This is a genomic window from Pseudomonas sp. MYb60 (genome assembly GCF_002979555.1).
Classification (GTDB): domain Bacteria; phylum Pseudomonadota; class Gammaproteobacteria; order Pseudomonadales; family Pseudomonadaceae; genus Aquipseudomonas.
On record NZ_PCOZ01000011.1, the window covers coordinates 1 to 11,992 of the forward strand.

The following is an 11,992-nucleotide window of genomic DNA, read 5'->3' on the forward strand; positions in this document are numbered from 1 at the left end:
CGCTCGGGGTGGGCGCGGCCGGTGTCGACCGACAAACGTGCGCAGCCATTCCCTGTAGCGCCAGGCCAGCAGCGTCAGACCGGCGATCAGCAGGCTCCAGAGCAGGATCTCCAGCGCCAGGGCAATCTGTTTGAAAGCATCGCTGTTGAGGTTGGTCAGCAGTGCTTTAAGCCAAGCCGGAAGTTTGCCATCACTGTGCGGCTTGTTTTCAGTGGCCAGTTTGTCCTCACCAAAACGGTAGCGGGTGACCGTTTCCGGGTTCTTGAAGGGTGGCGCTTGCAGCAGTGTCTTTATCGATTGACTGGCGCTCTGGGTGCTCAGGGGCTTGGCGTCGTCAGCCATCGCAGGCTGGGTGAAAGGCACCAGCATCAATCCGATCACCATCAACAGCGTGGGTGCTACACCACTCAGGCGTTGGCGCAGGCGTCGGAAGACCAGTTCCAGATCCCAGGCTTCCAATACGGTACGGCGATTGAGGTACAGGCTGAAACCGCATGCGACGTAGATCGGTTCCCAGAACACCAGGATCAGCGCATAGAACGCATTGCCCAGGTGCTCAAGCCAGCGTGCATCCGCGCTGGCTACCTGTGCCAGGCGTTGCCAGTCCCAGCCTTGTTCAACGGCTTGGGGAATGAACAGGTAAAACAGTGCCATGCAGCCAAACCATAGCCCGATCTCCAGCACGACGCCGATGGTGGTCAGCCAGCGTGCGGCCCCGGCGTTGCGTTGCTGCAGTACGCCCAGGCGTTTTTGACGGGCCTCGCCAGCCAGGCCTTCGAGTTGGCTGACCGGCATGACGAAACTTCGGCTCAGGCTCAGCCGGCGCCAGGTCAGGCTCGCCAACAGTTGGCCGCTCAGCAGGCGTGGCCATTGGCGCACCGCGTGCTTGAGGCTGGGTGTTTCGCCGAACAGCGCTTTGGACAGTATGTGCAATGGCAGGCGGTCAAAAGCGGGCTTGAGCCACCAGAACAGAAAAAGGGCGATGGAGGGTGATTCCCATAGCAGCGCAGTGAGTACGGCAAATACCGGCAAGGTGATAATTGCCCAGCTACTCATCAACAGCAGGCGGTGTTGCCGAGCCATCAGCACGCCAAGATCCATGGCCTCCCAGGCGGTGCGTGGGCGGATCACGACGCTTGCATCACTCAGGCGCATGGCGAGACCTTCCTGCCAGGCTGAGGTAGGCGATTACCAGCAACCAGAGCGCGGCGCCCACCAGGTATTTGATCCTGGGGGTTATGCCTGTGGTCGATGACCAGTAGGCCTCTATGAACGCGGCAATCAACAGGAACAGCATCACCCCGCACAGCAGTTGCACGCTGCTGTGCGCCGCCAGCCGCAAAGCCTCGCCGCGCGTGAGCCGCCCGGGCGCGATCAGCGCCCAGCCCAGTTGCAAGCCTGCAGCACCGGCGAGGGCGATAGCCGTCAGTTCGAAGGCACCGTGGCCGATGACGAAGGACCAGAAGGTCTGCCCATAACCTATTTCGGTCAAATGCCCGGAGACGGCGCCGATTACCAGACCGTTGAAAATCAGGAAGAACACGCTGCCCAGGCCGAACAGCAAGCCGGCAGCGAACGTCTGGAAGGCAATACCGGTGTTGTGCATCACGTAGTAGCCAAACATCATCCAGTCTTCACTCGAGGCACGTTCGGCGGCACGGCCAAGGCGGCTGGCGGCCGGGTCGTACATGGCCTGCATTTCGGCAACCTGTTGAGGGCTGACGATGCTGTAGATCAGGTCTGGAAACAGGTAGACCAGCAATGCAATGCCCAGCAGGCTACCAAAGAACAGCAGGCTGGCCATCAGCACGAAACGCCACTGCTGGCGCACCACGCGAGGGAAATCGGCCAGCACGAAACCCAGCACCGTCGCTCCCAACTGGCGGCGATGACGGTAAAGCTGTTGATGGCCGCGCAGGGCCAGTTGTTGCAAGGGGTCAACCAGGTAGCTGCTGTAGCCGCGCTCCTGGGCCAAGGCCAGATGCTGGCACAGGCATCGATATTGATGGGGAAAGTCGACCACGTCCCCAGGCTTGGCCTTGCCTTGCTCCAACTGCTTCAGTTGTTCAGCGAAGGCGCGCCATTGTGCCTGGTAACGGCTTTCGAACAGGCTCTGCTTCATGTCGGCCCCAACAGGCCGCGGGCCACGCCATTGAGTTGTTCGACCGCACGGGTCGGGGATACCTGCAGGGGCGTGGCGAGGATCGACGCCAGTTCATGCACCCGTTCGGTGGAAAGCTCGCCCTGGCGCTCGGCAAAACCGAGGATGGCGCGCTGCTCGCTGAGCTCCAGCGCAAACGGCAAGCGCAGGGCCGTTGCCTGAGGCACAGTTGGAGGTGGTTGATGACGTTCGCGATAGATGACCAGGGTACCGCCGGCCAGATCGCCCAGGCGCTTGAAGTGAGGATGCTGCAGGCAACTGATGACGCCAAGGGCGTAGCCGAACGGCAGCATGTCGACAAAGCGCAGCAGGTTGCGGATGAGTGACGCGGACCAGCCGACGGGCGTGCCGTCGTCCTGCACCACTCGCAATCCCATGACCTGCTTGCCGGGCGAGCAGCCCTGGTTGAGCACCTCGAACAGCACCATGTACCACCAACTGATCAGGAACAGCAGCAACGAACCCAGGCCGATACCAATATTGCCCAGCAAGGCCAATGGCACCAGGAGAACGCCCATCACCACCCCGCGTACCCCCAGGTCAAAGGCAAAGGCCAGTGCCCGTGGTACCAGGCCGGCTGGGCGCAGGGGCAGATCAATGCCCTCCGGGGTTTCGATCTGGTAGAGGGTGTCCAATGGGGTCGATGGCATTGCGATCCTTGGCAGTGCGGAACAGGTGGAGACACGGATGCTAGCAGTGTCACGGGTGGAAGCAACCACTCAAGGTTTTACTGGATGTTTGTACAGGTAATCAGCGCTGGCCCCGGACGCTATTGAGCGCCTAGACTTTGCCAATCTTCAGCACAGGAATAGCCCGTGACCTCCATTTTCTGGTACGACTATGAAACCACCGGCATCAATCCGCGCAGCGATCGCCCGCTCCAGGTCGCCGGTATTCGTACGGACCTCGAACTCAACGAGATAGCTGCACCGGTCAATCTCTATTGCCAGCCCAGCGACGATATCCTGCCCCATCCGGCGGCGTGCGCAATCACTGGCATAACCCCCGCGATACTGGCGGAAAAAGGCCTGTACGAGGCCGATTTCATGACCCGGGTCCACGCCGAACTGGCGGCGCCAGGCACCTGTGGCGCCGGTTACAACACCCTGCGGTTTGACGATGAAATGACGCGCTACAGCCTGTACCGCAATTTTTTCGACCCTTACGCGCGGGAGTGGCAGGGCGGTAACAGTCGTTGGGACTTGATCGATGTGGTCCGCACCGCCTATGCGCTGCGCCCGGAAGGGATCGAATGGCCGCAACAGGACGGGCGGGTGACGCTCAAGCTGGAGCGCTTGACCCAAGCCAACGGTATTGACCATGGCCAGGCCCACGATGCGTTGTCCGATGTGCGCGCCACCATTGCCCTGGCTCGATTGGTCCGCGAGAAGCAGCCCAAGTTGTACGATTGGCTGTTTCAACTGCGCAGCAAACAGCGCGTGATGGACCAGGTCCGTTTGCTGCAACCGATGGTGCATATTTCCGGGCGCTTTTCCGCCGAGCGCCATTACCTGGGGATGGTGCTACCTCTTGCCTGGCATCCGCGCAATCGCAACGCGCTGATCGTCTGCGATCTGGGGCTGGACCCCCAGGGCTTGCTGGAGGTCGATGCCGAAACCTTGCGGCAGCGGCTGTACACACGCCGTGACCAACTGGCTGAAGGCGAACTGCCGGTACCTCTCAAGTTGGTGCACATCAATCGTTGCCCGGTGGTCGCGCCACTGGGTGTCCTGCGCCCCGAGGATCGTGAGCGGCTGCACTTGGACGTCAGTGTTTTTCAGGCGCGGGCACTGCGGCTAACTGACGCACAAGAACTTTGGCGGGACAAGTTGTCGGCTATTTATGCCGAAGAGGAATTCGCCCCGAACGATGACCCGGAACAGCAGCTTTACGATGGGTTTATTGGCGACCGCGACCGACGTTTATGCGAACAAGTGCGAACGGCGGAACCCGCACAATTGGCCCTTCAGCAGTGGCCTTTTGATGATCACCGATTGCCTGAATTATTGTTTCGCTACCGTGCCCGGAACTTTCCGGATACGTTGAGCGTTGAGGAGCAACAACGGTGGGAACTTTTCTGTCAGCAACGTTTGTCGGATCCTCAGTGGGGCGCACCGAATACCCTTGAGGCATTTAAACAGGCCCGCAATGAGTTGGCTGTTACTGCAACACCTTTTCAACGCCAGGTGCTGGATCAGTGGCAGGAATATGCTGATTCATTAGCGGCTCGCCTGCAGTTGTAATCCGGGGTGGGTAAAACATCTGGGCAATAAAAAACGCCAGCAAGCTGGCGTTTTTGATCTTCCGCGAATCACGCGGGATTGGCGACGCTTAGCCCAGCAGGGTAGCCCAGCCTTCAACCACATCGCCGCCCCACTTGGCTTTCCACTCTTTCAGGGTCTTGTGATTGCCACCTTTGGTTTCAATCACTTCACCGTTGTGCGGGTTCTTGTATTGCTTGACCTTGCGAGCGCGCTTGGTGCCGGTAGTTTTCACGGCGCCGCGTGGTGCTTTAACTTTCGACTCTGGGTCCAGCAGCGCGATGATGTCACGCAGGGACTTGGAATATTCACCCATCAGGGTGCGCAATTTGCCTTCAAATTCCAGCTCGGTTTGCAGCTTGTCGTCTTGGGACAGGTTCTTCAAACGGGCTTGCAGCTCTTTGATAGCTTCTTCGGTGGCACGGTATTCGTTGATCAGAGACATGTGGACTACCTTATGTAGAGCGCTGATTGTCAGGGGTAAGTAGCCCAATAATAGTCAGGCAGTTTCCTCAAGTAAACATTTAAAGGTCGTATTCGAGAGAATTACTTCAGATGTTTGAAGGCCGACTGCGCCTAGGAGTTAATTATTAGGTCATTGGCGTGGAAACAGCCCGCTTGAAACTCCGCTAAACGCCCGGAAGCGCCAGCGAATTCATATAGGTTGGGTAAAACCCCAAGCGATTAAGGGGTATGGCGCGCACCGGCGATCAGAATAAGCGTTAACGAATACTGCAGTTTTTCTGCGTAATCGCTAGAATGGCGGCCTTTGCGAAGTTCTGGAGTTTCCCCCTAATGCGCACTTTTCGGCTGGTGATTGCTTGCCCGGACCGGGTTGGCATCGTTGCCAAAGTCAGTAACTTTCTGGCCTCCCATAACGGCTGGATCACCGAGGCGAGCCATCACTCGGACAACCTCAGCGGTTGGTTCTTCATGCGTCACGAAATCCGTGCCGATTCGCTGCCCTTTGGTCTGGATGCCTTCCGCGAGGCGTTTGCGCCGATCGCCGAAGAGTTTTCGATGAGCTGGCACATCACCGACACCGAGCAGAAAAAACGCGTGGTGCTGATGGCCAGTCGCGAATCCCACTGCCTGGCCGACTTGCTGCATCGCTGGCACAGCGACGAGCTGGATTGTGAAATTGCCTGCGTGATCTCCAACCATGATGACCTGCGCAGCATGGTTGAATGGCACGGCATCCCGTACTACCACGTACCGGTCAACCCGCAGGACAAGGAACCGGCCTTTGCCGAAGTGTCCCGCCTGGTGAAGCAGCACGAGGCCGACGTCGTGGTGCTGGCGCGCTACATGCAGATCCTGCCGCCGGAACTGTGCCGCGAGTACGCAGGTAAAGTGATCAATATCCACCACAGCTTCCTGCCGTCGTTTGTCGGTGCCAAGCCCTACCACCAGGCCTCCCTGCGTGGCGTGAAACTGATCGGTGCAACCTGCCACTACGTCACCGAAGAGCTGGACGCCGGCCCGATCATCGAGCAGGACGTCGTGCGTGTCAGCCACAGCGACAGCATTGAAGACATGGTGCGTTTCGGCCGTGATGTCGAGAAGATGGTCCTGGCCCGTGGCCTGCGCTACCACTTGGAAGACCGCGTGCTGGTGCATGGCAACAAGACTGTGGTGTTTTGATACCACGCTTTCTGATTGAAGAATGAAGGGCCTGGGCGTTAAATCGTCCCAGGCCCTTTTTCTTTGCCTGCCGTTGAGGATTGATCGATGAGTGATCCGTTGGACAAAGCCACGTCAAAAGCCCCGGCGACCCTGGGGGAGGGGTGCTTGAGCCGCTATGACCCGGATGACCTCGACAGTGACGACGGCACCGAGTTTCCAGGTGCCGCCGAGTTGTGGGAGCGCGAGCAGGGCAAGTCCGAGCCTGCGCAGGAATAATGGCGTCGCAACGCGTCAGATGCGGAAACTGCCCACCAACTGTTTCAGGCGTCCGGCCTGTTGCTCAAGGTCAGCGCAGGCGCGCAACGTGGATTGAAGGTTTTCCACGCCTTCCTGGTTAAGGGTGTTGATCTCGGTGATGTCCATGTTGATCGACTCCACCACCGAGGTCTGCTCTTCGGTGGCGGTCGCCACCGACTGGTTCATCCCATCGACCACGCCGATGCTTTGGCCGCCCTTGGCGCTGGGGGGGGGCGATGGAGATGATCAGTTTGCCGGGGGCGGCGTCGATGTACGGCTCGGTCAGGGTTGAATGTTGCTGGCGGTAACATCGCTCATTTAGTGCAGGTAGCTATTGAGGTCGTCGCGAATTGCGTTGCGTTGCAGGTAGTCGTTGTAGAGGGTAAACAGCGCTAAAGCGGCAATAACGATAAGGGAGGCTGCAAGCAGGATTTTGTGGCTGAAGCGCAGATTTTTATTCATGGCTTGTAGTGTCCGCTAAGGTCTTAATGTCCGAGGCGCGTGCTTGTGAAAGGCGCAAATGGCAGCTTTGAAAAAGGTGTGATACTTCTTGTGACAGCTGCGCGGCTCCCTGCAGGAACTGTCTGACGTATTTTTTGACTTTGTGGGTCTCACATCTGCCTGTATCGACCTGGCGACATTAAAGATTAACCATGGGTGACGAAATGCCTGATTCCCAGCAACTTACTATCGGCGCCGACCTCAACGGCCAGCCAATCGCTCAGTCCATGCGCCTGGCCAACCGCCATGGCTTGATCGCCGGGGCCACGGGCACGGGCAAGACCGTCACATTGCAGCGCTTGGCAGAGGCGTTCAGTGATGCGGGCGTGGCTGTGTTTGCCGCTGATATCAAGGGCGATCTCTGTGGCCTGGGTGCCGCCGCCAACCCGCAGGGCAAGGTGGCCGAACGTATCGCGGGCATGCCCTTCCTTAATTACACGGCCAAGGCGTATCCGGTCACGCTGTGGGATATCCATGGCCAGTCGGGTCATCCCTTGCGCACCACCATCAGTGAAATGGGGCCCTTGCTGCTGGGCAGCCTGCTGGAACTGACCGACAGCCAGCAGTCGGCCCTGTATTCGGCATTCAAGGTGGCTGACCGCGAGGGCTTGCTGCTGCTGGACCTCAAGGACCTCAAGGCGCTGCTGAACCACCTGCGCTATCACCCGGAACTGCTCGGCGACGATGCCGCCCTGATGACTACCGGTTCGAGCCAGGCCCTGTTGCGTCGCCTGGCGGTGCTGGAGCAGCAGGGCGCCGAGGCCTTGTTTGGCGAGCCGGCCCTGCAGCTTGAAGATATCCTCCAGCCGGCAAGCGATGGACGTGGGCGTATCCACCTGCTGGATGCGAGTCGCCTGGTGCACGAGGCCCCCAAGGTGTATGCAACCTTCCTGTTGTGGCTCCTGGCTGAATTGTTTGAACAGTTGCCTGAGCGCGGGGATGCGGAAAAACCCCTGCTGGCACTGTTTTTCGACGAGGCGCACTTGCTGTTCGCCGACACCCCGAAGGCCTTGCAGGAGCGCCTGGAGCAAGTGGTGCGGTTGATTCGCTCCAAAGGCGTGGGGGTGTATTTCGTGACCCAGTCGCCGGGCGATTTGCCGGACAGCGTGTTGGCTCAGCTTGGGCTGCGTATCCAGCACGGGCTGCGCGCGTTCACGACCAAGGAACAGAAGTCGTTGAGGGCGGTGGCGGACGGCTTCCGGCCCAACCCTGCCTTTGAGGCCCTGGCGGTGCTGACCGAACTGGGCACGGGTGAGGCGCTGGTGGGCACCTTGCAGGAAAAAGGCACCCCGGAGGTCGTCCAGCGGGTGCTGGTCGCGCCACCGCAATCGCGGATCGGGCCGCTCAGCGAGGCCGAACGCGCCGCGTTGGTCGCCGGTTCACCGTTGCAAGGGCGCTATGACAAGCCGATTGACCGCGAATCAGCCTACGAAGTGCTGATGGCCAGGAAGGCGCTGGGGCCTGCCGAAGAGGCCAAGCCTGCCGCCGAGGAGCCCAGTTTCACTGACAAGGCCGGGGCGTTTCTTGGCACAACGGCAGGCAAGGCGCTCAAATCGGCGATGCAGCAGGCGGCCAATCAGATGGGCCGCCAGCTGGTGCGCGGTCTGTTGGGGTCGTTGCTGGGCGGCAGCAAGCGCAAGTAGCGCGTCAGGCCTTGGGCCTGGCATGCCCGGCCAGTCGCTCGAGGGCAGCGCGCAAGCGCGGATCGCTGATGCCATCGGCGGTTGCCTGGAGGGTTTCGGCCGCACTCGTTGACAGGTCCGGAGCATGCCCCACCACGCCGGGCTGGGTGGTGGGCGGTTGCACCTTGAACTGGATGCGCGTCAGGCCGGCGAACTCATCAAAGGCCATCAGTTGCCGTTGCAGGCGCTTTTGCTGATAGCGCAGACGAGTCGCCCAATGGCCATCGGTGACAATCAGCAACAGGTTACCTTCGCGCCAGGACGCCACGCGGCAATGTTCGCGGGCTGCCGGTTGCAGTTGGCTTTCGAGCAGGCGTTGCAGGTGGTCCAAGCGTTTGGCGTGGCCAAAAATCGCACGCAACGGCTTCGCGTCGCGAAGCAGCACGGCGGGCGCTCGGGCTGAAAGAGGGCGAAACGCCATTATTGGACACCTTAAGTAACAGAGCCGCCATCTTAGCAGAAAGCGCCTGTACGCCCCCGGGTAGCGCTTCGATGGGTCTTTGCCCATGAAATCAATAGGTAACTTCTGCATGCCATGGGTTGAAGTTCCAGGAAAAGCCCTTATTTTAAACAAGCCCTCTCACAGCACCATGCCAGCATCGGGGAACAACGCCACTTTCCTCACCCACGAATCCGGGTAGAATGCGCGTTCGCATGCGGCCGTGAGGGCTGCTCGGGCCACTCACGGTGCGCCCTCCATCCCTATGTGTGGAAGAACCTGCCGATATGTTTGCGCCTTTGTTAAAGAAACTTTTTGGAAGCAAGAATGAGCGCGAAGTCAAACGCATGCTCAAGACGGTGCAGCTGGTCAATGCCTTCGAAGAGCAGATGGTTGCCCTGTCGGACGAGCAATTGCGCGCCAAGACCCAAGAGTTCAAGGCCCGCATAGCCAAAGGTGAAACCCTCGACAAGCTGCTTCCAGAAGCCTTTGCGGTCGCCCGTGAAGCCGGTAAGCGTGTCATGGGCATGCGCCACTTCGACGTCCAGTTGATCGGCGGCATGACCTTGCATGAAGGCATGATTGCCGAAATGCGTACCGGTGAAGGCAAGACCCTGGTAGCTACCCTGGGCGTTTACCTCAACGCACTGTCCGGCAAGGGCGTGCACGTTGTGACGGTGAACGACTACCTGGCGCGCCGGGACGCCAACTGGATGCGCCCGCTGTATGAATTCCTCGGCCTGACCGTTGGCGTCGTATTGCCGTTCCAGCCGCCTGAAGAGAAGCGCGCTGCCTACGCGGCCGACATCACCTACGGCACCAACAACGAATTCGGTTTCGACTACCTGCGCGACAACATGGCGTTCAGCATGGAAGAGAAATTCCAGCGCGAACTCAATTTTGCCGTGATCGACGAAGTCGACTCCATCCTCATCGACGAAGCCCGTACCCCGCTGATCATCTCCGGCCAGGCCGAAGACAGCTCGCGCCTGTACACCGAAATCAACAAGTTGATTCCGCGTCTCGAGCAGCACATCGAGGAAGTGGAAGGCGTAGTGACCAAAGAAGGTCACTTCAGCATCGACGAGAAGACCCGCCAGGTCGAACTCAACGAAGCCGGTCACCAATTCGTCGAAGAGATGCTGACCCAGATCGGCGAGCTGGCCGAGGGTGAAAGCCTGTACTCGGCACACAACCTGGGCCTGTTGACCCACGTGTATGCCGGCCTGCGCGCCCACAAGCTGTTCCATCGCAACGTCGAATACATCGTGCAGGACGGTCAGGTCGTGCTGGTCGACGAGCACACCGGCCGTACCATGCCGGGTCGCCGCCTGTCCGAAGGCCTGCACCAGGCCATCGAAGCCAAGGAACACCTCAACATCCAGGCTGAAAGCCAGACGTTGGCGTCCACCACTTTCCAGAACTACTTCCGTCTGTACAACAAACTGTCCGGCATGACCGGTACGGCCGACACCGAAGCGTTCGAGTTCCACCAGATCTACAACCTGGCCGTGATGGTCATTCCGCCGAACAAGCCGTTGGCGCGTAAAGACTTCAACGACCTGGTGTTCCTGACTGCCGAAGAGAAATACGCGGCAATCATCAATGACATCAAGGATGGCATGGCCCAGGGGCGTCCGATCCTGGTGGGTACCGCCACCATCGAGACTTCCGAGCACGTATCGAACCTGCTCAACAAGGAAGGCATCGAGCACAAGGTCCTCAACGCCAAGTTCCACGAAAAAGAAGCCGAGATCATTGCCCAGGCCGGTCGCCCAGGCGCACTGACCATCGCCACCAACATGGCCGGTCGTGGTACCGACATCCTGTTGGGCGGTAACTGGGAAGTGGAAGTCGCGGCACTCGAAAACCCGAGCCCTGAGCAGATCGCCCAGATCAAGGCTGACTGGCAGAAACGCCACCAGGCCGTGCTGGAATCCGGTGGCCTGCAGGTGATCGCGTCCGAGCGTCATGAATCGCGCCGTATCGACAACCAGCTGCGAGGCCGTGCCGGTCGCCAGGGTGACGCCGGTTCCAGCCGCTTCTACCTGTCCTTGGAAGACAGCCTGATGCGCATCTTCGCCTCTGACCGGGTGAAGAACTTCATGAAGGCCCTGGGCATGCAGTCCGGTGAAGCGATCGAGCACCGCATGGTCACCAACGCCATCGAGAAGGCCCAGCGCAAGGTTGAAGGCCGCAACTTCGATATTCGTAAGCAACTGCTCGAGTTCGACGACGTCAACAACGAACAGCGTAAAGTGATCTATCACATGCGTAACACGTTGCTGGCCGCCGACAACATTGGCGAGACCATTGCCGATTTCCGTCAGGACGTGCTCAACGCCACCGTCAACGCGCACATCCCGCCACAGTCCCTGCCTGAGCAGTGGGATGTTGCCGGCCTGGAAGCGGCATTGAAGAGCGACTTCGGTGTGGACTTGCCGGTCCAGCAGTGGCTGGATGAAGACGACCACCTGTACGAAGAAACCCTGCGCGAAAAACTGATGGCCGAATTGCTGGCCGCGTACAACGAGAAAGAAGAGCAGGCGAGTGCCGAAGCACTGCGCACCTTCGAGAAGCAAATCGTACTGCGCGTGCTGGACGACCTGTGGAAAGATCACCTGTCGACCATGGACCACCTGCGTCACGGCATCCACCTGCGCGGCTACGCCCAGAAGAACCCGAAGCAGGAGTACAAGCGCGAGTCGTTCACGCTGTTCTCCGAGCTGCTGGATTCGATCAAGCGCGATTCGATTCGCGTGCTGTCCCACGTTCAGGTGCGTCGCGAAGACCCGATCGAGGAAGAAGCCCGCCTGCGTCAGGAAGCCGAGGCACTGGCTGCGCGCATGCAGTTCCAGCACGACGAAGCGCCTGGCCTCGAGCAACCCGAAGTGTTGGGTGAGGAGGTCGATGTGGCCCTGGCTCAAGCGCCGGTTCGCAACGATCAGAAGCTGGGCCGCAATGAGCTGTGCTACTGCGGCTCGGGCAAAAAGTACAAGCACTGCCACGGCCAGATCGAATAAGA

General features: G+C 59.7%; 11 protein-coding genes and 1 pseudogene. 5 read left to right on the forward strand and 7 right to left on the reverse strand.

Features of this window, described 5'->3' with window-relative positions:
• The 3 genes from CQ041_RS18365 to CQ041_RS18375 form a co-directional block, all read right to left on the reverse strand.
• A partial coding sequence (locus tag CQ041_RS18365; protein ID WP_105649052.1) for a DUF4129 domain-containing protein occupies positions 1-1,155 on the reverse strand: 1,155 nt, incomplete at its 3' end.
• Positions 1,142-2,122, reverse strand: coding sequence for a stage II sporulation protein M (locus CQ041_RS18370; protein ID WP_105524038.1), 981 nt, complete (start codon positions 2,120-2,122; stop codon positions 1,142-1,144). The genes CQ041_RS18365 and CQ041_RS18370, both read right to left, overlap by 14 nt.
• Positions 2,119-2,811 (reverse strand): RDD family protein, encoded by a 693-nt coding sequence (locus tag CQ041_RS18375; protein WP_105524037.1) that lies wholly within the window; start codon positions 2,809-2,811, stop codon positions 2,119-2,121. Before CQ041_RS18375 ends, CQ041_RS18370 begins: the two co-directional genes overlap by 4 nt.
• Positions 2,812-2,976: 165 nt before the next feature.
• Between CQ041_RS18375 and sbcB the strand changes: the two genes are divergently transcribed.
• Positions 2,977-4,404: an exodeoxyribonuclease I gene (gene sbcB, locus CQ041_RS18380; protein WP_105524036.1), complete on the forward strand. Its 1,428-nt coding sequence runs from the start codon at positions 2,977-2,979 to the stop codon at positions 4,402-4,404.
• A gap of 88 nt (positions 4,405-4,492) precedes the next feature.
• Here the strand turns inward: sbcB and mvaT are convergent, their stop codons facing one another.
• Positions 4,493-4,867, reverse strand: a complete 375-nt coding sequence (gene mvaT, locus CQ041_RS18385) for a histone-like nucleoid-structuring protein MvaT (protein ID WP_005790963.1) — start codon at positions 4,865-4,867, stop codon at positions 4,493-4,495.
• Between the two features lie 350 nt (positions 4,868-5,217).
• Between mvaT and purU the strand changes: the two genes are divergently transcribed.
• Positions 5,218-6,066 carry a formyltetrahydrofolate deformylase gene (purU, locus tag CQ041_RS18390; protein ID WP_105524035.1) on the forward strand — a complete coding sequence of 283 codons (849 nt, stop codon included), beginning with the start codon at positions 5,218-5,220 and terminating at the stop codon, positions 6,064-6,066.
• 87 nt (positions 6,067-6,153) lie between these two features.
• Positions 6,154-6,324 (forward strand): hypothetical protein, encoded by a 171-nt coding sequence (locus tag CQ041_RS26405; protein ID WP_163001931.1) that lies wholly within the window; start codon positions 6,154-6,156, stop codon positions 6,322-6,324.
• Positions 6,325-6,339: 15 nt separating this feature from the next.
• Here the strand turns inward: CQ041_RS26405 and CQ041_RS18395 are convergent.
• Positions 6,340-6,549: pseudogene (locus CQ041_RS18395) on the reverse strand (chemotaxis protein); the annotation flags it as partial.
• A gap of 114 nt (positions 6,550-6,663) precedes the next feature.
• Positions 6,664-6,807 (reverse strand): hypothetical protein, encoded by a 144-nt coding sequence (locus tag CQ041_RS26310; RefSeq protein ID WP_156088631.1) that lies wholly within the window; start codon positions 6,805-6,807, stop codon positions 6,664-6,666.
• Between the two features lie 203 nt (positions 6,808-7,010).
• Between CQ041_RS26310 and CQ041_RS18400 the strand changes: the two genes are divergently transcribed.
• Positions 7,011-8,489 carry a helicase HerA-like domain-containing protein gene (locus tag CQ041_RS18400; RefSeq protein WP_105524042.1) on the forward strand — a complete coding sequence of 493 codons (1,479 nt, stop codon included), beginning with the start codon at positions 7,011-7,013 and terminating at the stop codon, positions 8,487-8,489.
• Between the two features lie 4 nt (positions 8,490-8,493).
• Here the strand turns inward: CQ041_RS18400 and CQ041_RS18405 are convergent, their stop codons facing one another.
• The gene (locus CQ041_RS18405) at positions 8,494-8,949 is read right to left on the reverse strand and encodes a DUF721 domain-containing protein (RefSeq protein WP_105524034.1); all 456 of its coding nucleotides are present in this window, start codon (positions 8,947-8,949) and stop codon (positions 8,494-8,496) included.
• Between the two features lie 305 nt (positions 8,950-9,254).
• Here CQ041_RS18405 and secA point away from each other — a divergent pair, with 305 nt between their 5' ends.
• Complete coding sequence (secA, locus tag CQ041_RS18410; protein ID WP_105524033.1) at positions 9,255-11,990, forward strand: preprotein translocase subunit SecA; 2,736 nt, start codon at positions 9,255-9,257, stop codon at positions 11,988-11,990.
• The last annotated feature ends 2 nt before the right edge of the window (positions 11,991-11,992 follow it).

Coding starts and splice junctions, on each gene's coding strand:
- CQ041_RS18370 (WP_105524038.1), bottom strand. CDS start 2,122: ATGAAGCAGAGCCTGTTCGAAAGCCGTTACCAGGCACAATGGCGCGCC.
- CQ041_RS18375 (WP_105524037.1), bottom strand. CDS start 2,811: ATGCCATCGACCCCATTGGACACCCTCTACCAGATCGAAACCCCGGAG.
- mvaT (WP_005790963.1), bottom strand. CDS start 4,867: ATGTCTCTGATCAACGAATACCGTGCCACCGAAGAAGCTATCAAAGAG.
- purU (WP_105524035.1), top strand. CDS start 5,218: ATGCGCACTTTTCGGCTGGTGATTGCTTGCCCGGACCGGGTTGGCATC.
- CQ041_RS26405 (WP_163001931.1), top strand. CDS start 6,154: ATGAGTGATCCGTTGGACAAAGCCACGTCAAAAGCCCCGGCGACCCTG.
- CQ041_RS26310 (WP_156088631.1), bottom strand. CDS start 6,807: ATGAATAAAAATCTGCGCTTCAGCCACAAAATCCTGCTTGCAGCCTCC.
- CQ041_RS18400 (WP_105524042.1), top strand. CDS start 7,011: ATGCCTGATTCCCAGCAACTTACTATCGGCGCCGACCTCAACGGCCAG.
- CQ041_RS18405 (WP_105524034.1), bottom strand. CDS start 8,949: ATGGCGTTTCGCCCTCTTTCAGCCCGAGCGCCCGCCGTGCTGCTTCGC.
- secA (WP_105524033.1), top strand. CDS start 9,255: ATGTTTGCGCCTTTGTTAAAGAAACTTTTTGGAAGCAAGAATGAGCGC.